At 41.0% G+C, this 24,809-nt stretch carries 25 protein-coding genes and 2 riboswitches; of the genes, 20 read left to right on the forward strand and 5 right to left on the reverse strand.

The features are described from left to right. Positions 1-77: 77 nt before the first annotated feature. The 4 genes from QR42_RS03155 to QR42_RS19550 all read right to left on the reverse strand — a co-directional run bounded on the left by QR42_RS03155 (position 78) and on the right by QR42_RS19550 (position 4,371). Positions 78-2,450, reverse strand: a complete 2,373-nt coding sequence (locus QR42_RS03155) for a hypothetical protein (protein WP_039176914.1) — start codon at positions 2,448-2,450, stop codon at positions 78-80. A gap of 253 nt (positions 2,451-2,703) precedes the next feature. Beyond that, a complete protein-coding gene (locus QR42_RS03160; RefSeq protein WP_039176916.1) occupies positions 2,704-3,594 on the reverse strand; it encodes a hypothetical protein in 891 nt (296 codons plus the stop codon). A gap of 26 nt (positions 3,595-3,620) precedes the next feature. Beyond that, positions 3,621-4,181: a GNAT family N-acetyltransferase gene (locus tag QR42_RS03165; RefSeq protein ID WP_039176918.1), complete on the reverse strand. Its 561-nt coding sequence runs from the start codon at positions 4,179-4,181 to the stop codon at positions 3,621-3,623. Between the two features lie 4 nt (positions 4,182-4,185). Further along, positions 4,186-4,371, reverse strand: coding sequence for a hypothetical protein (locus QR42_RS19550; RefSeq protein ID WP_039176920.1), 186 nt, complete (start codon positions 4,369-4,371; stop codon positions 4,186-4,188). 179 nt (positions 4,372-4,550) lie between these two features. Here QR42_RS19550 and QR42_RS03175 point away from each other — a divergent pair, with 179 nt between their 5' ends. Further along, positions 4,551-5,096, forward strand: a complete 546-nt coding sequence (locus QR42_RS03175; RefSeq protein ID WP_039176922.1) for a sigma-70 family RNA polymerase sigma factor — start codon at positions 4,551-4,553, stop codon at positions 5,094-5,096. Further along, positions 5,065-6,513 carry a DUF4179 domain-containing protein gene (locus tag QR42_RS03180; RefSeq protein WP_039176925.1) on the forward strand — a complete coding sequence of 483 codons (1,449 nt, stop codon included), beginning with the start codon at positions 5,065-5,067 and terminating at the stop codon, positions 6,511-6,513. Before QR42_RS03175 ends, QR42_RS03180 begins: the two co-directional genes overlap by 32 nt. An 18-nt stretch (positions 6,514-6,531) precedes the next feature. Here the strand turns inward: QR42_RS03180 and QR42_RS03185 are convergent, their stop codons facing one another. After that, positions 6,532-7,719, reverse strand: coding sequence for an MFS transporter (locus QR42_RS03185; RefSeq protein WP_039176926.1), 1,188 nt, complete (start codon positions 7,717-7,719; stop codon positions 6,532-6,534). Positions 7,720-7,819: 100 nt separating this feature from the next. Here QR42_RS03185 and QR42_RS03190 point away from each other — a divergent pair, with 100 nt between their 5' ends. The 18 genes from QR42_RS03190 (at position 7,820) to purH (ending at position 24,798) form a co-directional block, all read left to right on the forward strand. Then, positions 7,820-8,725 (forward strand): LysR family transcriptional regulator, encoded by a 906-nt coding sequence (locus QR42_RS03190; RefSeq protein WP_039176929.1) that lies wholly within the window; start codon positions 7,820-7,822, stop codon positions 8,723-8,725. Positions 8,726-8,832: 107 nt separating this feature from the next. Then, positions 8,833-8,934: riboswitch (purine riboswitch) on the forward strand. 144 nt (positions 8,935-9,078) lie between these two features. Next, positions 9,079-10,404, forward strand: a complete 1,326-nt coding sequence (locus QR42_RS03195; RefSeq protein WP_034282847.1) for an NCS2 family permease — start codon at positions 9,079-9,081, stop codon at positions 10,402-10,404. A 207-nt stretch (positions 10,405-10,611) separates the two neighbouring features. Next, entirely contained in the window at positions 10,612-10,773 is a 162-nt protein-coding gene (locus QR42_RS19395; protein ID WP_166644707.1) for a hypothetical protein, read from the forward strand. A gap of 11 nt (positions 10,774-10,784) precedes the next feature. Beyond that, positions 10,785-10,967: a YezD family protein gene (locus tag QR42_RS03200; RefSeq protein WP_034282845.1), complete on the forward strand. Its 183-nt coding sequence runs from the start codon at positions 10,785-10,787 to the stop codon at positions 10,965-10,967. Positions 10,968-11,183: 216 nt separating this feature from the next. Next, positions 11,184-11,975, forward strand: coding sequence for a hypothetical protein (locus QR42_RS03205; protein ID WP_039176931.1), 792 nt, complete (start codon positions 11,184-11,186; stop codon positions 11,973-11,975). 205 nt (positions 11,976-12,180) lie between these two features. Then, positions 12,181-12,735 carry a DUF2179 domain-containing protein gene (locus QR42_RS03210; protein ID WP_024424505.1) on the forward strand — a complete coding sequence of 185 codons (555 nt, stop codon included), beginning with the start codon at positions 12,181-12,183 and terminating at the stop codon, positions 12,733-12,735. Then, positions 12,732-12,932: an NETI motif-containing protein gene (locus QR42_RS03215; RefSeq protein WP_012009137.1), complete on the forward strand. Its 201-nt coding sequence runs from the start codon at positions 12,732-12,734 to the stop codon at positions 12,930-12,932. Before QR42_RS03210 ends, QR42_RS03215 begins: the two co-directional genes overlap by 4 nt. A gap of 79 nt (positions 12,933-13,011) precedes the next feature. Continuing rightward, positions 13,012-13,113, forward strand: a riboswitch (purine riboswitch). 169 nt (positions 13,114-13,282) lie between these two features. Then, a complete protein-coding gene (purE, locus tag QR42_RS03220; RefSeq protein WP_039183007.1) occupies positions 13,283-13,771 on the forward strand; it encodes a 5-(carboxyamino)imidazole ribonucleotide mutase in 489 nt (162 codons plus the stop codon). After that, a complete protein-coding gene (gene purK / locus QR42_RS03225) occupies positions 13,764-14,906 on the forward strand; it encodes a 5-(carboxyamino)imidazole ribonucleotide synthase (RefSeq protein ID WP_039176934.1) in 1,143 nt (380 codons plus the stop codon). Before purE ends, purK begins: the two co-directional genes overlap by 8 nt. Continuing rightward, the gene (gene purB, locus QR42_RS03230) at positions 14,903-16,198 is read left to right on the forward strand and encodes an adenylosuccinate lyase (protein ID WP_024426701.1); all 1,296 of its coding nucleotides are present in this window, start codon (positions 14,903-14,905) and stop codon (positions 16,196-16,198) included. The genes purK and purB overlap by 4 nt, the downstream gene beginning before the upstream one ends. Before the next feature lie 72 nt (positions 16,199-16,270). Further along, on the forward strand, positions 16,271-16,993 hold the full coding sequence (gene purC / locus QR42_RS03235) for a phosphoribosylaminoimidazolesuccinocarboxamide synthase (RefSeq protein WP_039176936.1): 723 nt from the start codon (positions 16,271-16,273) through the stop codon (positions 16,991-16,993). Next, on the forward strand, positions 16,986-17,240 hold the full coding sequence (gene purS, locus QR42_RS03240; protein ID WP_003214349.1) for a phosphoribosylformylglycinamidine synthase subunit PurS: 255 nt from the start codon (positions 16,986-16,988) through the stop codon (positions 17,238-17,240). The genes purC and purS overlap by 8 nt, the downstream gene beginning before the upstream one ends. Beyond that, positions 17,237-17,920 carry a phosphoribosylformylglycinamidine synthase subunit PurQ gene (purQ, locus tag QR42_RS03245; protein WP_024424510.1) on the forward strand — a complete coding sequence of 228 codons (684 nt, stop codon included), beginning with the start codon at positions 17,237-17,239 and terminating at the stop codon, positions 17,918-17,920. Before purS ends, purQ begins: the two co-directional genes overlap by 4 nt. Next, on the forward strand, positions 17,904-20,135 hold the full coding sequence (purL, locus tag QR42_RS03250; RefSeq protein ID WP_039176940.1) for a phosphoribosylformylglycinamidine synthase subunit PurL: 2,232 nt from the start codon (positions 17,904-17,906) through the stop codon (positions 20,133-20,135). Before purQ ends, purL begins: the two co-directional genes overlap by 17 nt. Further along, positions 20,111-21,541: an amidophosphoribosyltransferase gene (purF, locus tag QR42_RS03255; RefSeq protein WP_039183010.1), complete on the forward strand. Its 1,431-nt coding sequence runs from the start codon at positions 20,111-20,113 to the stop codon at positions 21,539-21,541. The genes purL and purF overlap by 25 nt, the downstream gene beginning before the upstream one ends. A gap of 96 nt (positions 21,542-21,637) precedes the next feature. After that, positions 21,638-22,678, forward strand: a complete 1,041-nt coding sequence (purM, locus tag QR42_RS03260) for a phosphoribosylformylglycinamidine cyclo-ligase (protein ID WP_039176942.1) — start codon at positions 21,638-21,640, stop codon at positions 22,676-22,678. Next, a complete protein-coding gene (gene purN / locus QR42_RS03265; protein ID WP_039176945.1) occupies positions 22,675-23,244 on the forward strand; it encodes a phosphoribosylglycinamide formyltransferase in 570 nt (189 codons plus the stop codon). The genes purM and purN overlap by 4 nt, the downstream gene beginning before the upstream one ends. Before the next feature lie 15 nt (positions 23,245-23,259). After that, positions 23,260-24,798, forward strand: a complete 1,539-nt coding sequence (gene purH / locus QR42_RS03270; protein WP_039176947.1) for a bifunctional phosphoribosylaminoimidazolecarboxamide formyltransferase/IMP cyclohydrolase — start codon at positions 23,260-23,262, stop codon at positions 24,796-24,798. Positions 24,799-24,809: the final 11 nt, after the last annotated feature.

The raw sequence follows: 24,809 nt of genomic DNA on the forward strand, positions 1-24,809 counted from the left end.
TAAGGAGGGTTTCGACTCTTTTTTATGGACATTGTTGCTTCTTTTGTTTTAGTTTTATGAAAGATACTATTAAAAAGTTAATCAAAAAGAATTTTTTCTATTTTAATAGAAAGCAGCCTCAAACTAGCCTTCCCAATTTTTCCGTAGATTGAATTTTTTAACCTTTCATAAATTGTTTCTAGATATTCATCTAATGTCATATCTATTCTATCAAGAATAGAAATTCCACCAGTTTTAAACGCATATAAAAATTGTTTGTTTTTGAAATATTGTTCATAGTTACTGTCAATAATTTTTAACGCAAAAAATGTGAATATAGATTCTCTATCTAAAATAATAAATATGTCACCTTCATTTCCATATGTGATAGATTCAAGAAATAGATTACTTGCCGAGCTTCCCTTTTTATAAGTTACGATGACTTCATAATACAACAGACTGACTATATTCAAATCATCAACTATGCTTTTCATATTTAGGGGAATTTCTCCTAGTAAATATTCCATTGTTTTTGTTAATTCTTCATATTTTGCTAATTTAGGTATTTTATCAACGGCACGTAAAAATTCCATACAAAGATTTTTAATCTTCCTTAAATCATTTTCTGTTTGTTGTTTTGTTAAGACAATTCTATGGGAATATTTGTTGTTAGGCGATAATATCGCTTGAATGAATAATATTTTAAGAGGTGAGATAAGGCTATAATCAAATTGATCATAGTAGTCCATATTTTCAATTTGCTTTCCTCTGTCAGTATAAATAGTCGTTAGCACTTTGAAAGTGATTCTGTGATTTATATGAGTTTGTGCAACTATTTTGGCGGATGAAAAATATAATTCCTTTTTCTTGTCCTCTTCAGGCCAATAAAATGCATCTATTAGTTTTCTTTTGAAATATAAAGTATTATCATTCCATTTTTCATTAGCTGGATAAAACAATTGATATAAGGAATAAGCAACGATATATTCCTTATTCATCGAAGAAATTAATTTTTCCAATTTTTCATTCTCAGAAATTTTCTCTCTTAAATTACCATGATTTCTAATTAAGTAATCAAACACTGCTTTTGAATACAATTCATCGTTGTAGTATCTCGAAAAGTTAGGCAGGTCAAATTGAGATTCTGAAATTAAATATTTTTTAACTATTGTCTCCCAATTATATTTTTCAACTCCAGCATAATATTTATTTAAAAGGTCAGCTGTTTTGTTCTTTAATACAGACTTTAATTTAATTCTTGTGAGATTATTGTTGATATCTTCATATAAGTCCTTCATTTTACTTGAATTAGAAACTGCTTTTTCTATTAAATGGTCAAATAAATAATTATGAACATTTCCTATTTGTTTATTTAAGACAGATCTAAGCTCAAATTTTTCATTGGTCTTTTCAAATATCTCTGGTGTTTCAGCAACTAAATAATTAAAGGTATTCATGTCTTTGTCAATAAGTTCTTTGAAATAGTACCAATCAATATTTTTTTGAATTTTAGATAAAAATTTCCATTTTTCGTATATAAATCTTTTGTAGTCATCATATAAATAAACTTTTTCTTCTCTATAAATACATTTTTCAACTCGGACACTTTTAAATTCTCCAAATTTCGAGCCTACTTCAATATCTATTTTAGAAAATACTTGGGTTAAGAAGGAACCGATTGATGGATTATCTACTTTCGATATATCAGATTCGAGAACTCTAAAGAAAAATATTATATCTCCATAATCAAACTTTCTTCGATACATTTTTCTAAACTGTCTATAGTATTTATTAGATATTGATTCACTTATAATATTTTCTAAAACTACGTCTGATTTTCCCTTTATTAAAAATAATATACGAATAATTTGTAGGCTCATCCCGATTAAAAAGATGTAAATCCAAAATAGCATTGTAATACTTGTTTGCCAGGAATATATTAGAATGTCTTTCAGTTCTCCACTAGTATTAATAATTAGAATGGGAGAAATAATAGTTAATAATAATATCCCTAAAAATGTTTTTGTATGCGTGACCTGATACCAAATAGACGTATCTGTTAAATGCTTAATTTTACTTCTTCCTAAATATCTAACTTTATCACTGTCACCAACTATAAATTGCAAAAAACCTATATAAATACCATAGAGACTTAAAAGTCCAATAACAAATCCATATACACCAATTAAATTGAAATATTGATTTTGATATTCAATAAATTTGATTTCAAATTTACTTTGAACAATAAGCAAAGAAAAATATAAAACTAAAAATACTGAATTACTAATCCGTGGTAAACTTTTTTCAGATAAAAGGTCATTTTCTATAAAGTTTAGAAATCTTCTACCAAGTTTTGTTTGAATCATTAACAATTTAATATATAGTTTAATTGATTTTAAAAACATAGATATTAAAATAAATGCTACTATTACCAATTCGATTCGGATAACTTCATGACTAAATATTTTCAAAATCTAACCTCATTTCTTTGAAGGTGTTTCCATGTCTTTCAGATATTGTTACCGACATTCTTTCACCCTCAAGATTCTCTTGAACTTTTCAAATGGGATTATATTCTTATCAACTTAACTCATAGAAAGTGTAAGGGAACATAGAGTTTTATCGTGAACGTTGTCTAAGTGCCGTGGCAAGTGAAAACCTTCTTTCTAATTTCTTTTATATAAAAGAAAAAAAGAAGAGTTGCTTGTTTTCACTCATGTTTATTTAATTCATTTCGTTAGAAAATCGAATCTGCATATCTTTTAATTCATCATAAAATTTGAAGTGTTGTAATATCAATTCTTCACAGACTTTTTTGATGATCCATTTACCTCGTTCTTCAATTCTTAAATTCACTTTATGTATATACTCAATTAGTTCCTTTTGATTTTTAGGTGCTAGTTTTTTGGGTTTCTCTATGTTTAAGAAATGTCCTTCCCAAAATTCACAAACTGTCCATTCTTCATCATTGGTTACATAAGGTTGAAGAAAGTATGTTTCGACGAAATTTTTCCAACATCCCATTGGTTTGAAAAAATCATAGAATGATTGTAATGTCACATCCCAATAATCTTGAGAGAAACAGTAGCGACCAGTATTCATCCAATGAGGTAATACAGTGAAATTTCCAATACTATGAGATAAAGTAGCGAATTTTTCAAACGCTGAAATGTTATTTTTAACAAGCTCAAAGTCTCTAAAGTTGTCATTAGAAATTAATAAATGACATTGATCTATAAGAGCCATTCTTGGATCAATGCCAATTTCATCGTATAAAGTGTTTTTATTAGATGAGTTGATCACACTGTTCTTAAAAGTGGTCCAAAACGAATTCATTGTTTCGCCACGAATCAAATTGTAACGATCTAAATAACGCTTTGTTTCGATCTTTTGATCACTCTCTGTACCCCAAAGTACTTGGTAAATATGAAAAGGTCTTTTATCGCAATCAGCTACTTTGAGTTTACCAATCTTATACTCTAACATGAGTTTAATTGGTGAGGTGTTTTTTATCGATTTTTCGGTATCACTTTGTTTAAAATCCCATTCCCAGGGCTTTATTTCTAGCTCTTCGCACTTTTTAAACCAGTCTTCTATCCATGTGTTATACGTCATTTGTTTCTCCTCTGTCCAATAGAATTTTATTCGTAATTCCTCTTCAAAATCGCATACATAAACACATCATCAAACCCATACTGACCAAGATCATACTCCCGCAATAAACCCTCTCGTACAAAATCAAAGTTCTCCAATAATTGAACAGAAGATATGTTTGCTGGATCAATGATCGCTTCAATCCGATTCAGGTTCATTTCCTGAAATCCATATCGTAACACTGCAGCAATCGCTTCGCTCATGATGCCTTTTCTCCAATGATCGTGATGCAATTCATAGCCAATTTCCGTGCGGCAGTGCTGTTTTTCTAGATTGAGAAAGCCACAGCTGCCGATGATCGTAGGATCTTCTTTTAAAGAAATGCCCCAGCGGATGCCTGTTTGTTCTTTGAAGATGTTGTCATACCACTTGATTTCTCCTTTTGTGTCTTCAATCGTTTCATGAGCATCGATTCCCATGTAGCGGCACACGGTTTCATTGGATAAGTAGATGTGCATATCCTCAACGTCTTTGATCGTTGCTTGTTTTAAGATTAGTCTTTCGGTATGTATCGTTGGAAATGTTTGTGGAAAGTTGATTTTGTTCATTTGGTTATCCTCCATGCGATGTCTTTTGTTCTGTACATGCCTTACAATAAAAAACCCCTTCATTCCTCAGCCAAGCCTTTACCTCTGTCATTCCACGTCTCTTTGGATAGACGAGCTTGATGTACACTTCTTCGTTACCTTCTATCTTCTTCTGACAGCTAGCACATACGGGTTCTTCAAATAGAAACAATCGGCATACTCCTTTATGTAGATATTTCTTCCATTATATCAAATATGCAACATAATCTTTGCGGCCTGTTCTTCACTTTTTCTATTTTTGTCCGACATATGCTACGTGAAAGAAATTTCCGTTTGTTGAAACCGTTTGAGAGAAACCTTGCTCTAACAGGTGTAGGAGGTGTGGATGAGATGAAGCAAGTGCGTCTAATTAAAAAAGCACAAAAAGGGAATGTTCTGGCATTTGAGAAATTAATGCTGATGTATCAGGAGCGTTTATATAAAACGGCTTTTCTCTATACAAGAAATAAAGAGGATTCGTTAGATGCTGTTCAAGAGACGGTCATTAAAGCGTTTAAGCATTTATCTGGCTTAAAAGAACCGGCTTATTTTTCTACCTGGCTGACGCGGATTTTGATTCATACGATTTTTGCGATGAAGAAAAAGCAGCAAGATGTTGTTCCGTTTGAACAGCATCATGAGAGCGTTGAGCGACATGATTTTTTAGAAGACAAGCTCGATTTAAAAAATGCACTTGAAGTGTTAGATGAGCAATATCAGCTCGTGATTCAGCTATTTTATTTTCAAGATTATTCGATTTCGATGATTTCTGAACAGATGGGTGTGCCTGAAGGAACGGTTAAAACTCATTTGTATCGAGCAAGAAAGTTATTAAAGCAAACATTGGAGAAGGAGGAGAGTGTCGATGGAACGAAAAGAAATGAAAAAGCTTTATGATGAGATTGATGTACCAACAGTTGAAGTGACCTCTGCTATTCACCAAGCCATTGGGGATGTGAAAGCGGAACAAAAAAGACACTGGTTCAAATGGAACTGGAGAACGCCAATATACTCTGCCATTGTTCTCATCGTCCTTTACTTTTCATCAGGTTTCCTTTTTCCTTCTCTTAATACAGCGATGGCACGTGTCCCGATAGTTGGGCAATTTTATATGATGTTTCACGATAAAGTAGGAATGGCTCTTTTTCAGAGTGATTTGGTGAAGCATGTCAATGAGGGGGCTGAATCAAGAGGAATTACTGTGAAAGTAAACAGTGTATACTATGATGCCGGGCGGCTTGTTTATACGTTTACTGTCGATCATTTGAATACAAAGGAAGGTTCTGTACCATTCATCGTCAGCAACTTAGATGATATAAATGAAAATTTCCAACCGAGTTACGACAATCAGGAATTGAAAAAATTAAAGGATGGCCGATATGTTGGACAAATGGAAGTCTATACAAATGGACAGACAATTAAGCAAGGTCAAAAAGCCCCACTCGTCATTTCAAAAATTGGAGATATTGTAGGGAATTGGCGTTTTGAATTACCTGTAGTGAAGCAAAAAACAACTTTATTAGCTGGACAAAAAGACGTGTCTATTTTAAATGGACGTTATCAAATAAGAAATGTAAAGGTAGAAAACGGAGTGAATGGCTCGGCTATTCAATATGCCATTGATTACAATGGTTTTGCCAAAGATGATAGAGTTAGTATATTTGGAATGAAGGATAATTTAGGGAATGAGTACGAGTTAGAATTAGGAACAAGGTTAGGAAGAAATCCACTTTCTCCTAAAAAAAATAGAGTCGATCATTTAACCATTTTGAATCAGCCGATCAATCCAAAGGCGACTGAATTGACATTTTACACAGATGTGAGATACGAACGAGAATACAGCCACATTATTCCTCTCAAGACAAAGCTGCCTGTTCAGTTCAAAACAAAACACCATGGCATCGGAATCAAAATCATTAAGATAGAGCAAAAAGACCGTTCTGTGATTGTTGATTATCAATTTACTGGAGTAGATCAAAAAGAATTAGATCAGGATGTGATGGAGAATATAGGTGAATTCCTTGGATTAGGCGATGTTGAAAAGATGAAATCATGGCCCGATCCACAAGCAGACTATGAAAGCGGATATTACTTGAAGGGGAACCATGCGAAGGTGACGAATTTAAAGACAGCTTCCATGCAATCCACCTTTGAATTTGATGATAAGAATTTAGAGACTTTATCATTAAACCATTTTTCTTTTAAAGAATATGGGCTTTATCTTGATTTGACTGAACTGAACATGTTGGCACCACAGGAAGAGATAAAGGTAACCATTCCAGTCAAAAAAGAAACTTCAAAAGCTAGTCAATAAATAAGTGAGCGAACATGATTACACATGTTCGCTTTTTGTCTGTTGTTCTACCAGTCGATGACGATTGAACGAGTACCGAATCAACATCAACGCCACAAAACTAGCTAATCCACCAATCCAACTTAAATTCGTTACATTTGTATACTGAATAATCACGCCGCCCATGGACGATCCGAGCATCATGCCGATGTTCATTATCGCTGTATTAAAGCTCAGCACGGTTTCAGATGCATGGGGTTTAAGGGAGATCAGATAAAACTGCTTCGCTGGTGTTGTTGTCCATGTGGCGATGCCCCAAATGGCAAGCGTTATCAAGACGGTAATTGTAGAGAATTGCGTAAAAAATAAGGTAAAGAGAGCGAACATCTGGATCATGATGCTGATCGAGATGGTTCGGTTTGGTCCCCATTGATCGACGGCGAATCCGCCAAAACGTGAGCCAATAAAAGCAGAAATTCCTAAGACGAGCAAGGCAATGCTTGTCATTTCAAGTGAAAAGCCGGCGGTCTGTCTTAATAATGGAGAGATATAAGCAAAGACCATCGTGTAGCCTAAGATCCAAAAGACCGTCGTTGCTAAGCCGCTGATCACATTGCGGTCTTGAAGGATGTGTAATTGCTGCTTTAATGGCAGATGAGAATGTCCCTCTATGCGTGGCAGCAATTGATAAAGAAGCATGAAGAGACAAGCCGTACCTAGTGCAATGATGAGAAAAATATAGTGCCAATCCACATGACCTGATAGAAATGTTCCAATCGGCACACCAAGTACGAGTGAAACGGTGAATCCAGTGATGACCGTCGCCATTGCACTTCCCTTTTTTTCTGGCGGGGCGATCTGCGCTGCATAATTCGTGGCAACGACAATATATAAGCCGCCGCTCATGGCCATGATGACGCGAGATAGCAGGAGCAGCACAAAATGATGGCTAAAAAAGGCGAGCAAATTGCCTAAAATAAACACAAAAATAGCCGCTAACAAAACCTTTTTTCGGTTCAGTTTCGACGTTGCCATGACTAAAAAGAGAGCGCCTACTGCATAAAAAAGAGAATAGACGGTGATGAGCTGTCCGGCAGCAGGAATGGAGATGTGTAAATCGACAGCAATGATATCTAGAATGCCTGACACGACGAATTCTGACGTGCCTGTGACAAATGAACCGACAGCTAAAAGAACAATCAATAGCTGATGAGATGTGTTTTTCATTTTGAACCCTTCCTTCATGTTGATACGTTGTCTTTAGTTTAAATTCCATGCTAACATAAGTAAAATTGATGTTTTTCATGAAGGAGATGAGTAAATACTCATGAGCTTTGTTCGTTTTGATATTATCGCAAAAGTGGTGGAGCTTGGCAGTTTTACAGCAGCAGCTGAAGCATTAAATATGACGCAGTCAGCTGTGAGTCATGCAGTGGCGAATTTAGAGTCAGAGTGGGGTGTGTCTTTATTCATTCGCGACCGAAAAAAGGGCATTATGCTGACGGACATTGGACAAACGCTTCTCCCGCATATTAGAGAAGTGTTAAATAGAGTGGAGAAAATCCAGCAAGAAATTGCGTTAACGAAAAATATTGAAACAGGTTTGATTCGGATCGGCACATTTGCCAGTGCCTCTGCCTGTTTATTGCCTAAGCTGCTTGTGAGCTATCAGAAAAAACATCCGAAAATCGAATTCAAATTTTATGAGGGAACGTATGAAGAAATATTGGAGTGGCTGGATTCTGGCATCATTGATGTTGGGTTTGTTGTGAAAGGCCATGCGGATGAAGCCTTTGATTTACTGCCGCTTATGAAAGATGAAATGGTGGTCGCCTATCACCCAAATCATCGATATGAACAGCAGCCCATTGTAGATATAACAGATTTGGCGGATGAACCATTTATTATGCCGACTGGCATGTATCAATCACATGTAGAGGATATTTTTTCGGAGGCGCAAATGAAGCCAGCTGTTTTATTTGAAGTTCATGATTGTACGACCATTGCCCGTATGGTCGGGGAAGGACTTGGCGTCACAATAGGCCCTGAGTTATTTTTAAAAACGCAGCAGCTTGTGCATATTCGTAAGCTGAATGTCTCTCATCATCGTGAGGTTGCGCTCGCCTGTCCTTCTCTCACCCAAGCTTCTCCGGCAGTGAAAGAGTTTTTCCGTGTAGCCGAAACAGTATTTGCCAAAAGAGAAGGTTTTGGGGAAAGGTGTATAAAGAACTAGATGTGAATTTCCAAATTCGTGTAATAAGACGAATGAAGCGGACATTTCTTTGAAAAATGTTCGCTTTTCATATTGTGTTTTAAAAATGAAGTTGGTACAATAGACACAGAAATCAAATAGATAGAAGTCGTATAATCGCGGGGATATGGCCCGCAAGTTTCTACCAAGCTACCGTAAATGGCTTGACTACGTCAATTCACACTCGTTTGATATAAATCATGCATTGTTCTTGTTTTATGTCACAGTCTGAATTCACATATGTAGTCAAGCGTCCCAAAATTGTTGGGGCGTTTTTTATTTGACTAGTGAATGGGGCAGGCTAAAGCAAAAGGACATGAAGGGAGTCAGTTGGCTTGAAACAGTTTTTTCAGTTTGATGAGTTAGGAACGAATTACCGCAGAGAAATCATCGGTGGTTTAACCACATTTTTGTCGATGGCTTACATTCTGTTTGTTAATCCGATCACACTTGCATTAGTGTCGGTACCGGATTTTCCAGATAAATTACGTATTGATCAGGGCGCTGTCTTTACAGCAACGGCGTTAGCTTCTGCTGCAGGGTGTATCCTGATGGGATTGATCGCCAGGTATCCGATTGCGATTGCACCAGGTATGGGTCTGAATGCGTTCTTCGCCTTTTCGGTTGTGCTTGGCATGGGCATTAAATGGGAAGCAGCACTTTCAGGTGTGTTTGTTTCAGGATTGATTTTCGTTGCCCTTTCTTTAACAGGTTTCCGTGAAAAAATCATCAATGCCATTCCGGCTGAGCTGAAACTTGCTGTTGGTGCAGGTATTGGTTTGTTCATTACGTTTGTCGGTCTTCAAGGTTCTGGCATTATCGCCAATAATGATAATACGCTCGTTTCGATTGGGAACATTCATAGCGGTCCTGTCTTGTTAACGGTGTTTGGTATCGTTGTGACGGTCATTTTAATGGTTCTTCGAGTGAATGCAGGTGTCTTCATTGGGATGCTTGTGACAGCTATTGCTGGGATGATCTTTGGTCTTGTGCCAGTACCATCTCAAATTGTGGGAAGTATTCCAAGCTTGTCTCCAACCTTTGGTCAAGCCTTGATTCACTTGCCAGAAATTTTCTCCATCCAAATGCTTGTCGTGATTTTGACGTTCCTATTCGTTGGGTTCTTTGATACAGCTGGTACACTTGTGGCTGTGGCAACACAGGCTGGTTTAATGAAAAATAATGAACTGCCTCGTGCAGGAAGAGCACTGCTAGCGGATTCTTCTTCTATTGTTGTAGGTTCTGTTCTTGGTACATCTACAACGACATCTTATGTTGAATCTAGCTCAGGTGTTGCTGCTGGTGCACGTTCTGGTTTTGCAGCGGTCGTCACAGGCATTTTCTTCTTGCTTGCGATGTTCTTCTCACCACTTTTATCCATCGTTACATCGAATGTGACAGCACCTGCTTTAATTATTGTCGGTGCACTGATGGTCGCTCCGCTTGCAAAGATTGCATGGGATCGTTTTGAAATTGCGGTACCAGCGTTCTTAACGATGATTATGATGCCACTGACATACAGTATTGCAACAGGGATTGCGGTTGGCTTTATTTTCTACCCGATTACGATGATCTTTAAAGGGAAAGCCAAAGAAGTGCATCCAATCATGTACGGATTGTTTGTCATCTTTATTCTATATTTCGCTTTCTTAAATCATTAATTGAACATCTGAAACAGCAGCTCATGGGGCTGCTGTTTTTTTGTTAAAAAAATCAAAACATAGTTGACTTATAGGAATTATGTGTTTATGATAAAAAGACATAATTCGCTGATTGGATCACCAAAGGCGCTTTGATTTCCTTTTTTAATAGAAGGTTTCAGGGTGCCTTTTTTTCTTGCATACATTCAAAAGGGGAGGAGATGTCTTTTGTCACGCTGGCTTAGACAGGTGATTGAACGAAAAAAGCAGGTGCTGATTCAAAAGCTCCTTTTATGGGGGCATGAAGAAAAGCAGGAAGCGCTCATGCATTACACGATTCATGAGCTGGAAAATGAGGTTCTCTATTTAAAAGAACGAAAACAAAAATAGGGGGATGAGCGATGGATGAACAAAAGCTGAATTATATTTTATCTGCCTTAAAAGGGATCGACTATGGATCAGTGGTCATCACCATTCATAATGGACATATTACACAGGTCGATACGACCAAAAAGACTCGGTTCCCCGCTCATCAGGAGAATCTCCGAGTTCAGCAAGGAAAGCGGAGTCACTATCGTTCATGAAGGATTGCAAGGTGTTAAAAAGCTGATGGAGGCCGTCAGCTTTTTTGTTTTGTCTTATTTTCTCTCCGTTTTAAAACCTCTGCTGCCTTTTATCCGTCTATTCGTATGAACGTCAAGGAATCTTGACTGAATAGAGAGACTCCGCTACCTTAAGAGGAGTCATCCGAACAGTTCATTTACTTGAGCCTGTAAGGATTGGATAGGAGTTGATATGAGATGTTAGAGAAAGATCAAGATCAGAGGACATCTGAAAAGAAAAATGAAGAGTCATCAATAGATCAAGAAACAAGGCAATCCCGCCTCAGCCGCAGCGCTGCAAAACGTGGAAGAATCTCAAAATCAGCGGATGATGAGCGTTCAACCATCCAGCGTATGCTGCAAGGTGCAGGAGGCGCGTTTAAGCGTTATGGTTCATATGGACTGGCAATGTTAAAATCACCGAGCAAGGCCATCAATCAAGCGGAAACATTGCGTATGAAGTACGCCTGGATCTCGATTGTGTTATTCAGTGTGTTTTTTGCTTTAGGCAACTATGTTCAATTAAAGGCGTCAAAAACCCGTTTATTAGGCTTTGGCATTCATTATTCTTTTGGTGACGCCTTTTTGAGGGTTGCAGTCTTTACACTCATTGTGTTGACATTGATGATGCTCACTGTCTGGCTGCTCGGAAAATACATGCTAAAAGGAAACATATCACTGAAAGAAGTGATCATGAAGTTTGGTGCTGCGCTTGTGCCGGTGTTGGTTTTATCCATCCTTTGGCTTGTATTTGCCATGCTGAATATTCCATATGTGACCGTCATATTATCCGTGATGATGTTTGTCGGCCTTCAGTTGATTGCGGTCGTGCTCTTTCGCTCGATTCAATCGGAGCATGATGCCGAACGTGGAGATTTGATGTATGCGGGCTGGGTCTTTTTATTGGTTGAGCTTGTCATCATCGCGCTGCTCTGGGGCATAGTCGGGGAGTATTTGATTCCATCACTTGTTCCTGTTCGATTTGGATAAAACACACATGAAAACCTCCTTTTTTGAAAAAGGGGGTTTTCATGTTGAGAAGAGAAAAAAACGGGTAAACTCTTGGTAACAAACACCACCCTTGTTGTCGAAAGATATATGTGTTTTGATCGCGTAAATTTGATTGTATCAAGGTATGTTCTCTAGTAGAATATGGGGTGCTTTATTTGATTTTTTAGTGCAGGGGGTTCGAATCGTGCTTCAACAACTTTTATCCAATGCGTTCACCATGGTTTTAATCATTTTAGTGATTAATATTGTCTATGTTTCTTTTTCCACCATGCGTTTGATTTTAACAATGAAAGGCAGACGGTACGCAGCTGCTTTTGCGGGTACGATCGAAATGCTCATTTATGTCATTGGGTTAAGTATCGTTCTAGATAACTTAGATCAAATACAAAATGTCATTGCGTATGCCCTAGGTTATGGAATGGGGATCATTGTCGGGATGAAAATTGAAGAGAAGCTGGCACTTGGCTACACAACTGTTAACGTGATCACAAAAGAATTGGATGTCGATCTCCCAAGACAATTGAGAGAAAAAGGATATGGTGTCACCAGCTGGGTAGCAGGCGGTCTTGAAGGAGACCGGACAGCATTGCAAATTTTAACACCGAGAAAATATGAACTGCAATTATATGAAACGATTAAGACGCTGGATTCAAAAGCGTTTATCATTTCATATGAGCCCAAATCGATTCACGGCGGCTTCTGGGTGAAGGCTGTGAAGAAAAGGAGAATTAAAGAATGACCGCAAAACCAAAGAAGAAAAAATTCTATGTGGAAGACAACATGACGATTGATCAAGTGTTGTCCCAGATGGCGGCGGAAGGCTACTCGCCTGTCAGACGAATGGAGGAGCCAATTTTTCAAGAAAAGAAGGAAAATGGGTCGATTCAGATCATTCCGATTGGGAAAAAAATCGTATTTGAAGGAAAAATAGTCTAAATCCGAACATTAAAACGACGACTTCATAGATTGTTCGATAAATCCGTTGACATCATGAACATCCGTTGTTAAGATAAACATGAAATCAAAACACGAGCCTCATATAATCTTGGGAATATGGCCCATAAGTTTCTACCCAGTTACCGTAAATGACTGGACTATGCAGGATAGTGAACAAAACTGACATGGCAATTCAAAAGCGAACAGCGCTTACCATGGCCCGGTTTGTGTTGCTTCCTAACAATGCAATGCAAATCGGGCCTTTTTGTTCGGCGTTTGACAAGCTGCTTAGGTTTGGGAAGCGTGTCAAACGATACAAAATCGAATATCAGCTTAAAGGTGGGGACAAAATGAAGCCGCTTGTAGGTGTCATCATGGGAAGTACATCTGATTGGGAAACAATGAAAAATGCGTGCGACATCTTAGAGGAATTAAACATTCCGTATGAAAAACAGGTAGTATCCGCACACCGGACACCTGACTTGATGTTTGAATATGCGACTGAAGCAAGAGGTAAAGGACTAAAGGTCATCATTGCCGGTGCTGGAGGCGCAGCACATTTACCGGGAATGGTCGCAGCAAAAACGACACTGCCGGTCATTGGTGTGCCTGTACAATCAAAAGCACTAAACGGTCTGGATTCCTTATTATCCATCGTTCAAATGCCAGGCGGTGTCCCAGTTGCTACAGTAGCAATTGGCAAAGCCGGTGCAACAAATGCAGGCCTTCTTGCCGCACAAATGATTTCAGCATTTGATGAAACAATCGCAGCTCGCCTTGAAGAAAGAAGAGAGCAGACAAAACAGACTGTACTAGAAAGCAGTGATCAGCTTGGCTAAGCAGACCATTTTTCCAAACGCAACCATCGGAATTATTGGCGGCGGACAGCTTGGCAGATATATGGCTGTCAGCGCAAAGCAAATGGGGTACCGGGCAGCAGTTCTAGACCCGGTCACACAATCTCCTTGCGGACAGGTTGCCGATACAGAAATCACAGCCGCATATAGTGACCTTGAAGCGATTCGAAAGCTGGCAGAAATCAGCGATGTGGTGACTTATGAGTTTGAAAATATTGATTATGATGCACTGAATCAGCTGAAGGAAGAAGCCTATTTACCACAAGGAAGCGACCTTCTCCTTTTAACTCAAAATCGTGAGACCGAGAAAAAAGGGATTGTAGACGCAGGCTGTGAAGTAGCACCTTACCGCATCATTCATGAAGAAAAAGAGCTGGAAGATGCCGTGAACGCGCTCGGTTTGCCAGCCGTGCTGAAAACATGCAGAGGCGGCTACGACGGAAAAGGACAGTACGTCATCAAAGAAAAAGGACAGCTTCCGGAAGCAGCTGCACTGCTCACACATGGAACATGTATTTTAGAAAGCTGGGTTCCATTCCAAATGGAGCTTTCGGTGATCGTCACTCGTTCTGTTCATGGAGAGATCGCAGTATTCCCAGTCGCTGAGAACATTCATAAGCATAATATTTTGTTCCAAAGCATTGTGCCTGCAAGGGTAGAGAACCGCATTCAGGAGAAGGCGAAAGAACTGGCAACAACACTGGCTGAAAAGCTGGGGCTGGTTGGTACTCTTGCTGTAGAACTGTTCCTGACAAATGACGGAAAGCTGCTCGTCAATGAACTGGCACCACGCCCGCATAATTCTGGCCATTATACGCTCGATTTATGTGAGACAAGTCAGTTTGAACAGCACGTCCGCGCTATATGTGGTCTGCCGCTTGGCGGTACAGCCCTTTTATCAGAGGGAATGATGGTGAATTTATTAGGCGATGAAGTGGACATTCCAAAAGAGCATCCTGAGCTTCTCAAAGAAGCGAAGCTTTATCTATATGGAAAGCATGAAGTAAAAGCCGGCCGCAAAATGGGGCATATGACGTTTATGAAACAGCTCGATGATGAATGGATGACAAACATCACAAAGATATGGACTGAAAGAGATGGAGGAAACGGGAAATGATCGAACGTTACGCACGACCAGAAATGTCAGCAATCTGGACAGAGGAAAACAAATTTAATGCATGGCTTGAAGTAGAAATTCTCGCTTGTGAAGCTTGGGCAGAGCTTGGCGTCATTCCGAAAGAAGACGTTGTGACAATGCGCAAAAATGCAAGCTTTGATATTGGACGTATTCTGGAGATTGAACAAGACACGCGCCACGACGTGGTTGCCTTTACGCGTGCTGTATCTGAATCTCTAGGAGAAGAAAGAAAGTGGGTTCATTACGGATTAACATCGACAGACGTAGTGGATACGGCGCTTTCATATCTATTAAAACAGGCGAATGATATCTTGCTCAAGGACATTGAGAGATTTGTTGACATACTAAAAGAAAAAGCAAAAGAGCACAAATATACCGTCATGATGGGCCGTACACACGGTGTACACGCTGAACCGACAACATTTGGCCTGAAGCTTGGTCTTTGGTACGAAGAAATGAAGCGTAACCTAGAACGTTTTAAACAAGCAAAAGCTGGCATTGAATACGGCAAAATCTCTGGAGCTGTTGGCACATATGCGAACATCGACCCGTTTGTTGAGCAATATGTATGTGAGAAACTTGGCATCAAAGCTGCACCAATTTCAACCCAAACCTTGCAGCGTGACCGCCATGCAGATTACATGGCTACTCTTGCTTTAGTGGCAACGAGCATTGAGAAATTTGCTGTTGAAATTCGTGGTCTACAAAAGAGTGAAACACGTGAAGTAGAAGAGTTCTTTGCAAAAGGACAAAAAGGATCATCAGCGATGCCGCATAAGCGTAACCCAATCGGTTCTGAGAATATGACTGGGATTGCCCGCGTGATCCGTGGATATATGCTGACAGCTTATGAAAATGTACCGCTTTGGCACGAGCGTGATATTTCTCATTCATCTGCTGAGCGCATCATTTTACCAGATGCTACGATTGCACTGAACTATATGCTCAACCGTTTCTCAAACATCGTGAAAAACTTGACGGTCTTCCCAGAGAACATGAAACGCAACATGGACCGCACACTTGGCTTAATTTACTCACAGCGCGTTCTTCTTGCATTAATCGATACAGGCATGGCACGTGAAGAGGCATATGACACGGTTCAGCCAAAGGCAATGGAAGCGTGGGAGAAGCAAGTGCCGTTTCGTTCATTAGTAGAAGCAGAAGAAAAAATCACGTCACGTTTAACACCTGAACAAATCGCTGACTGCTTCGATTACAACTATCATTTGAAAAATGTCGATATGATTTTCGAACGTCTAGGTCTTGCGTAAGAAATGGGCCGCCTGCTCGCCAGGCGCCCAATCCTGAAAATTGCCAACATTCAAATTAGGAGGCCAACCTGAATGACTGTGAAACAAGAACTTCTCTACGAAGGCAAAGCGAAAAGAATTTATCAGACCGATGACGAGCATATTTTATATGTTGAATATAAAGACTCAGCTACAGCATTTAACGGCGAAAAGAAAGCTGAAATCGAAGGCAAAGGCAGACTGAACAACGAGATTTCAAGCTTAATCTTTCAAATGCTGCATGAAAAAGGGGTCAACAATCACTTTGTAAAACGCCTCTCTGAAACAGAACAGCTCATTCAAAAGGTACAGATTGTTCCGCTTGAAGTCGTTGTACGAAATGTAGTGGCGGGCAGTATGTCAAAACGCCTTGGCATTCCAGAGGGAACGAAACTGGACACACCTTTGATTGAGTTTTACTACAAAGATGATGCACTCGGCGATCCGCTCATTACAGAAGATCATATTCGCATTTTACATGCAGCCACACCTGAACAGGTAGAGGAAATGAAACAGATCACAAGACAAGTGAATGAAGAATTAAAGCAAATCTTCTCAGACTGTCATGTGAATTTAATTGATTTCAAGCTTGAATTCGGAATAGATCACGAGAATCGTATTTTGCTAGCTGATGAGATTTCACCTGATACGTGCAGGCTTTGGGACAAAGATACAAACGAAAAGCTTGATAAAGACGTGTTCAGACGAAACCTGGGCGGCTTAACGAATGCATACGAAGAAATTTTCAAAAGACTTGGAGGCCATAAACATGTATAAAGTGAAAATTTTTGTCAGCTTAAAAGAGAGCGTTCTTGATCCACAAGGAAGTGCCGTGCAGCACGCTTTGCACAGCATGTCTTATCAGGAAGTAAAGGATGTCCGTATCGGGAAATACATGGAGCTCGTCATTGAAAAATCAGATCGTGATTTAGACACAGTCGTCAAAGAAATGTGCGAAAAATTACTTGCCAACACGGTGATTGAAGATTACCGCTATGAGGTGGAGGAGGTTGTCGCACAGTGAAGTTTGCAGTGATCGTCTTGCCTGGCTCTAACTGTGATATCGATATGTACCATGCGATTCAAGATGAGCTGGGTGAACAAGTTGAATATGTATGGCACGACGAAACGAGTCTTGACGGATTTGACGGTGTACTCGTACCAGGCGGTTTCTCTTATGGGGATTACTTAAGATGTGGTGCGATCGCTCGCTTCTCAAACATCATGCCGGCGGTGAAGAAAGCAGCTGAGGAAGGAAAACCTGTTCTTGGTGTTTGTAACGGGTTCCAAATTCTTCAGGAGCTAGGCATTCTTCCGGGGGCGATGAGACGAAATAAAGACTTGAAGTTTATCTGTCGACCAGTTGAACTCATTGTAGAAAACAACGAAACGCAATTTACAAGCGGTTATCAAAAAGGCGAATCCATTACGATTCCTGTAGCGCACGGTGAAGGCAACTTCTACTGTGATGAAGACACTCTAGCGAAGCTCATTGAACGTGGCCAAATCGCTTTCACTTACGGAGACGATATTAACGGCAGTGTGAATCGAATTGCAGGTGTAACGAATGAAGAGGGCAATGTACTCGGCATGATGCCGCACCCTGAGCGCGCGGTTGATTCATTACTAGGCAGCGCAGACGGACTTAAATTGTTTCAATCTATCGTGAAAAATTGGAGGGACACTCATGTCACTACTGCTTGAACCAAGTCACAAGCAAATTAAAGAAGAGAAATTGTATCAGCAAATGGGATTGAGTGATGAAGAATTCGCTTTAATCGAATCCATTATTGGCAGGCTGCCAAACTACACAGAAACGGGTATTTTTTCTGTCATGTGGTCAGAGCATTGCAGTTATAAAAACTCAAAGCCTGTTTTAAGCAAATTCCCGACAAAAGGAGAACATGTCCTTCAAGGTCCTGGGGAAGGCGCTGGAATCGTTGATATTGGAGACAACCAAGCGGTTGTATTTAAAATCGAATCACATAACCATCCATCTGCGATTGAACCGTATCAAGGAGCGGCGACAGGTGTCGGCGGAATTATCCGTGATGTATTCTCCATGGGTGCGCGTCCAATTGCTGTATTAAACTCTCTTCGTTTTGGTGAACTGACTTCACCGCGCGTGAAGTACTTGTTTGAAGAAGTAGTGGCAGGGATCGCAGGCTATGGAAACTGTATCGGAATTCCAACAGTCGGCGGAGAGGTTCATTTCGATCAAAGCTACGAAGGCAACCCGCTCGTAAATGCAATGTGTGTTGGATTAATCAACCATGAGGACATTAAAAAAGGGCAGGCCAAAGGTGTTGGCAACACGGTCATGTACGTTGGTGCCAAAACGGGACGTGACGGAATTCACGGTGCAACATTTGCATCTGAGGAATTTTCTGATGAATCAGAAGAAAAACGCTCAGCTGTTCAAGTCGGTGATCCGTTCATGGAAAAACTGCTGCTTGAAGCGTGCCTTGAAGTCATCAAAAACGATGCACTCGTTGGGATTCAGGATATGGGAGCGGCTGGCTTAACAAGCTCAAGTGCGGAAATGGCGAGTAAAGCAGGTTCTGGTATCGAGATGAATCTAGATCTCATCCCGCAGCGTGAAACAGGCATGTCAGCATACGAAATGATGCTGTCTGAATCTCAAGAGAGAATGCTTCTGGTCATTGAAAAAGGCCGTGAACAAGAAATCATTGATATTTTTGAAAAATACGATCTTGAAGCAGTATCAGTCGGTCATGTGACAGACGATAAAATGCTTCGTTTACTCCATCAAGGTGAAGTGGTATGTGAGCTTCCTGTTGACGCTCTTGCAGAAGAAGCGCCGGTTTATCACAAACCGTCAAGTGAGCCTGCCTACTACCGTGAGTTTTTAGAAACAAAAGTTGAAGCACCTGCTATCACAGATGCAGCAGACACGTTAAAGCAGCTCCTTCAGCAGCCAACGATCGCAAGTAAAGAATGGGTCTATGATCAATATGACTACATGGTTCGGACAAATACAGTCGTTGCACCAGGCTCTGATGCGGGCGTTTTAAGAATCCGTGGAACGAAAAAAGCCCTTGCGATGACAACCGATTGTAACGCACGTTATCTGTACCTTGATCCAGAGGTCGGCGGGAAAATCGCAGTCGCAGAAGCAGCACGTAACATTGTTTGCTCAGGCGCTCGTCCACTTGCAGTAACAGATAACTTGAACTTCGGTAACCCAGAGAAACCAGAAATTTTCTGGCAAATTGAAAAATCTGCTGACGGTATTAGCGAAGCGTGCCGCAAGCTAAGCACACCAGTTATCGGTGGTAACGTCTCTTTATATAACGAATCAAATGGAACAGCCATTTACCCAACACCAGTCATTGGGATGGTTGGTTTGGTTGAAGATACAGCGCATATTACGACACAGTCGTTCCAGCAGGCTGGCGATGTAATTTTCGTGATTGGTGAGACGAAGGAAGAATTCGCAGGCAGTGAGCTTCAAAAGATGACAGAAGGCCGTATTTACGGAAAAGCACCGGAAATTGATTTGGATGTAGAGCTCACGCGTCAGGAAGCCCTTCTTGCTGCGATTCAAAACGGACTTGTTCAATCAGCACACGATGTGTCTGAAGGCGGTCTTGGTGTCGCACTTGCTGAAAGTACATTTGGAACAGACGGTCTTGGCGCTCATATCCAAATGGATTTAAACAGCGAAGCTTCATTATTTAGTGAAACACAGTCACGTTTTGTTGTCACAGTGAAACCAGAGCACCGCGAAGCATTTGCTGCGGCTGTCAAAGATGCGAAAGAAGTTGGAACAGTCACAAATGATGGTGTATTCACCGTCAAAAATCAAGAAGGACAACAATGGATTCATGCAGCGGTCAACGAACTTGAACGTGCATGGAAAGGAGCGATCCCATGCTTGCTGAAATCAGAGGCTTAAACGAAGAGTGTGGCGTCTTTGGGGTTTGGGGACACGAAGAAGCCCCGCAAATCACATATTACGGATTGCATAGTCTTCAGCACCGAGGACAAGAAGGTGCGGGAATCATTGCAACAGATGGTGAAAACCTGACGGCACATAAAGGCCTTGGACTGATTACGGAAGTCTTTCAAAACGGTGAGCTAAAGGATTTGAAAGGTAAAGGAGCAATCGGACACGTTCGGTATGCGACAGCAGGCGGAGGCGGCTTTGAAAATGTGCAGCCCCTCTTCTTCCGCTCGCAAAACAACGGCAGTCTTGCCCTTGCTCATAATGGGAACTTAGTGAATGCAACGCAATTAAAGCAGCAGCTAGAGAACCAGGGGAGTATATTTCAGACATCTTCTGACACTGAAGTGCTCGCTCATTTAATTAAGCGCAGCGGCTATATTGAATTGAAAGAGCAGATCAAAAATGCCCTGTCCATGCTTAAAGGAGCATATGCTTTCTTAATTATGACGGAAACTGAAATGATTGTGGCACTTGATCCGAACGGCTTACGTCCGCTTTCACTTGGTATGCTTGGGGACGCTTATGTCGTTGCTTCTGAAACATGTGCATTTGACGTTGTCGGCGCCACGTATTTACGAGATGTGGAGCCTGGCGAAATGCTGATCATTAATGATGAAGGCCTCAAATCTGAGCGCTTCTCCATGAATATTAACCGCAGCATGTGCAGCATGGAATACATTTATTTCTCAAGACCTGACAGCAATATCAATGGCATCAACGTGCATAGTGCGAGAAAGAACCTTGGCAAAAAGCTTGCTGAGGAAGCACATGTCGAAGCAGATGTTGTGACAGGTGTACCAGATTCGAGTATTTCTGCAGCGATTGGATATGCCGAAGCAACAGGTATTCCATATGAGCTCGGTTTAATTAAAAACCGTTATGTCGGCAGAACCTTTATCCAGCCGTCTCAAGCACTGCGTGAGCAGGGCGTGCGCATGAAGCTGTCTGCTGTGCGCGGGGTCGTCGAAGGAAAGCGTGTCGTGATGGTGGATGATTCCATCGTACGCGGAACAACAAGCCGCCGCATTGTGACGATGCTAAGAGAAGCGGGTGCGACGGAAGTCCATGTCCGCATTAGTTCACCGCCAATTGCACATCCGTGTTTTTATGGAATTGATACGTCCACACATGAAGAGCTGATTGCTTCTTCTCATTCAGTGGAAGAAATTAGACAGGAAATCGGTGCAGACTCCATTGCCTTTTTATCTGTAGACGGTTTAATGGACGGGATTGGCAGAAAGTATGATGATCCGCAGCGCGGTCAATGCTTAGCATGCTTTACTGGGAAATACCCGACTGAAATTTATGAAGATACTGTTCTTCCGCATGTGAAGGAAACAGCACTGACGAAATAATCGAATAAAGGAGCAGCAGTCAAGATGCTTTGATATGCTGCTCTTTCATTCTGCTGAAAATAAATGGAAGAGAAGCAGCTAAAAGGAGTGAATGGGATGTCAGAAGCATATAAAAACGCCGGTGTCGACATCGAAGCAGGATACGAAGCCGTTAAACGAATGAAAACACACGTAGAACGTACAAAAAGAGCAGGCGTCATGGGTGCTCTAGGTGGATTTGGCGGTATGTTTGATTTATCTGAGCTGCCATATAAAAAGCCCGTTCTTGTTTCAGGAACAGATGGTGTCGGAACGAAATTAAAGCTTGCCTTTTTAATGGATCAACACGATACGATCGGTGTCGATGCCGTGGCAATGTGTGTCAACGATGTGCTTGCACAAGGGGCAGAACCGCTCTTTTTCTTAGATTACTTAGCAGTCGGAAAAGCAGATCCTTTGAAAATTGAATCCATTGTCAAAGGTGTGGCTGACGGCTGTGAGCAGTCTGGTTCAGCGCTTGTCGGCGGAGAAACAGCAGAAATGCCGGGTCTTTATACAGAAGATGAATATGATATTGCTGGTTTTTCAGTAGGCGTCGTTGAAAAGGATGAAATCGTGACAGGAGAGAGCATCAAAGAAGGACACTTGCTGATTGGACTCAGCTCAAGCGGAATTCATAGCAATGGGTACTCTCTCGTTCGTAAAGTATTGCTTGAAGACGCTGGTCTTGACCTTCATCAAACGTATGAGCCTTTTACAAGACCGCTTGGAGAAGAGCTTCTTGAACCGACCAAAATTTATGTGAAGCCTGTTCTTAAACAAGTGAAAGCCGGTAAGGTTGACGGTATGGCACATGTGACAGGCGGCGGCTTTATTGAAAATTTACCACGTATGCTGCCTGAAGGGCTTGGCGTTGAGATTGATAACGGCTCATGGCCAGTACCGCCAATTTTCTCCTTTATTCAAGAAAAAGGACAGTTAAAGGCTGAAGAAATGTTCAATGTGTTTAATATGGGCATTGGTTTTGTCTTAGCCGTAAAAGAAGATGACCTTGTCGAAGTGATCAGAGGACTTGAAGAAGACGGAGAGAAAGCTTTTCTCATCGGCCGTGTTCAAAAAGGAGAAGGTGTCACATTCGGCGGTGGAAGCCTCTCATGAAGAAGTTTGCGATCTTCGCCTCTGGAAGCGGGACGAATTTTCAAGCCATTATTGATACATTAAAAAAGGAACAGTGGCAGGCAGAGGCCGCCATTGTGATTTGTGATAAACCGGGGGCAAAGGTGCTGGAGCGTGCTGAGAAAGAGGGCATTCCCTCCTTTGCATTTACCCCGAAGGCTTTTCCGAATAAAGCCGCTTTTGAACAAACGATCATTGAACAGCTTAGGCTGCATGAAGTGGAATGGGTTTTCCTTGCTGGGTATATGAGACTGATTGGTCCGACATTACTTGAAGCATTTAGAGGGAAAATTGTTAATATCCATCCGTCCTTGCTGCCAGCCTTCCCAGGGCTTGATGCCATTGGTCAAGCCTATCAAGCAGGCGTCAAAGTGGCAGGCATCACTGTCCATTTTGTCGATGAAGGCATGGATACAGGTCCGATCATTGACCAAGCGTCGATTTACATCGAACAAGGGGAAGAGCTTAAATCGATTGAAAAAAGAATGCATGAACTAGAACACACACTATATCCAAAAGTGATCAAATCACTTTTAGAATTATCTTAATGAGGTGACGAAGGCATGACGATCAAACGCGCATTAATCAGTGTTTCCGATAAAACGAATCTTGTACCTTTTGTGAAAGAATTAACAGAACTTGGTGTTGAAGTGATTTCAACTGGAGGTACACACAAGCTTCTTCAAGAGAACGGCATTGATGTCATTGGGATTTCAGAAGTCACTGGATTCCCTGAAATCATGGACGGACGACTCAAAACACTTCACCCGAACATTCATGGCGGACTTTTAGCAGTGAGAGAAAACGATGAGCATATGGCACAGATTGAAAAGCATGGCATTCAGCCGATTGATCTAGTTGTCGTGAATCTCTATCCATTCAAAGAGACGATCTCAAAAGACGATGTGACATATGAAGAAGCGATTGAAAACATTGATATTGGCGGACCGGGAATGCTTCGTGCAGCTTCAAAAAACCATCAAGACGTCACAGTGATTGTCGATCCTCGTGATTATGATACAGTCATTCAGCAAATCAAAGAAGGCGGCGTGTCACTAGAGAAAAAGCGTGAGCTTGCTGCAAAGGTATTCCGTCATACGGCTGCTTACGATGCTCTAATTGCGGATTACTTAACGAATTTTGTTGGCGAAACAGAGCCAGAACAGTTCACTGTCACGTTTGAGAAAAAACAATCCCTTCGTTATGGAGAAAACCCGCACCAAGCGGCGACTTTCTATGAAAATGCTCTTCCAGCGAAAGGTTCGTTGGCTACTGCAAAGCAATTACATGGAAAAGAGCTTTCCTATAACAATATTAAAGATGCAGATGCAGCACTCCAAATTGTACGAGAATTCACGGAGCCGGCAGCTGTTGCTGTGAAGCATATGAACCCGTGCGGCGTTGGTACAGGAGAAACGATTGCAGAAGCATTTGACCGAGCGTTCAAGGCAGACGAAACTTCTATTTTTGGCGGCATTGTGGCACTTAACCGTGAAGTAGACAAACAAACGGCTGACGTGCTGCATACAATTTTCTTGGAAATTGTCATCGCTCCTTCGTTCAGCCAAGAAGCACTTGACGTGTTAACGTCGAAAAAGAACCTTCGTCTATTAACATTAGATGTAGAAGCGGATCTCGGGAAAAAAGAAAAACAGCTGACAAGTGTACATGGCGGATTGCTTGTTCAGGATATTGATACGTACGGCTTAGAGGAAGCAACGATCTCTATTCCAACGAAAAGAGAACCAACAGAAGACGAATGGAAAGACTTAAAGCTTGCTTGGAAAGTGGTCAAGCATGTGAAATCAAATGCCATTGTTCTTGCGAAAGATCAAATGACAGCAGGGATCGGCGCTGGACAAATGAACCGTGTCGGCTCAGCGAACATTGCGATTGAGCAAGCAGGTGAAAAGGCAAAAGGAAGCGCACTAGGCTCTGATGCGTTCTTCCCAATGGGCGATACAGTGGAAGCTGCTGCAAAGGCAGGCGTAACAGCGATCATTCAGCCAGGCGGATCTATTCGTGATGAAGAATCGATTCAAAAGGCAGATGAATACGGCATCGCCATGGTCTTCACTGGCGTTAGACATTTCAAACATTAAGGGGATGACAG

Source organism: Bacillus sp. WP8, from assembly GCF_000800825.1.
GTDB lineage: Bacteria > Bacillota > Bacilli > Bacillales > Bacillaceae > Bacillus > Bacillus safensis.

Coding starts and splice junctions, on each gene's coding strand:
- QR42_RS03190 (WP_039176929.1), top strand. CDS start 7,820: ATGAGCTTTGTTCGTTTTGATATTATCGCAAAAGTGGTGGAGCTTGGC.
- QR42_RS03185 (WP_039176926.1), bottom strand. CDS start 7,719: ATGAAAAACACATCTCATCAGCTATTGATTGTTCTTTTAGCTGTCGGT.
- purB (WP_024426701.1), top strand. CDS start 14,903: ATGATCGAACGTTACGCACGACCAGAAATGTCAGCAATCTGGACAGAG.
- purF (WP_039183010.1), top strand. CDS start 20,111: ATGCTTGCTGAAATCAGAGGCTTAAACGAAGAGTGTGGCGTCTTTGGG.
- purM (WP_039176942.1), top strand. CDS start 21,638: ATGTCAGAAGCATATAAAAACGCCGGTGTCGACATCGAAGCAGGATAC.
- purN (WP_039176945.1), top strand. CDS start 22,675: ATGAAGAAGTTTGCGATCTTCGCCTCTGGAAGCGGGACGAATTTTCAA.
- QR42_RS03205 (WP_039176931.1), top strand. CDS start 11,184: ATGTTAGAGAAAGATCAAGATCAGAGGACATCTGAAAAGAAAAATGAA.
- purS (WP_003214349.1), top strand. CDS start 16,986: ATGTATAAAGTGAAAATTTTTGTCAGCTTAAAAGAGAGCGTTCTTGAT.
- QR42_RS03160 (WP_039176916.1), bottom strand. CDS start 3,594: ATGACGTATAACACATGGATAGAAGACTGGTTTAAAAAGTGCGAAGAG.
- purC (WP_039176936.1), top strand. CDS start 16,271: ATGACTGTGAAACAAGAACTTCTCTACGAAGGCAAAGCGAAAAGAATT.
- QR42_RS03165 (WP_039176918.1), bottom strand. CDS start 4,181: ATGAACAAAATCAACTTTCCACAAACATTTCCAACGATACATACCGAA.
- QR42_RS03215 (WP_012009137.1), top strand. CDS start 12,732: ATGACCGCAAAACCAAAGAAGAAAAAATTCTATGTGGAAGACAACATG.
- QR42_RS03180 (WP_039176925.1), top strand. CDS start 5,065: ATGGAACGAAAAGAAATGAAAAAGCTTTATGATGAGATTGATGTACCA.
- purL (WP_039176940.1), top strand. CDS start 17,904: ATGTCACTACTGCTTGAACCAAGTCACAAGCAAATTAAAGAAGAGAAA.
- QR42_RS03175 (WP_039176922.1), top strand. CDS start 4,551: ATGAAGCAAGTGCGTCTAATTAAAAAAGCACAAAAAGGGAATGTTCTG.
- purH (WP_039176947.1), top strand. CDS start 23,260: ATGACGATCAAACGCGCATTAATCAGTGTTTCCGATAAAACGAATCTT.
- QR42_RS03200 (WP_034282845.1), top strand. CDS start 10,785: ATGGATGAACAAAAGCTGAATTATATTTTATCTGCCTTAAAAGGGATC.
- purE (WP_039183007.1), top strand. CDS start 13,283: ATGAAGCCGCTTGTAGGTGTCATCATGGGAAGTACATCTGATTGGGAA.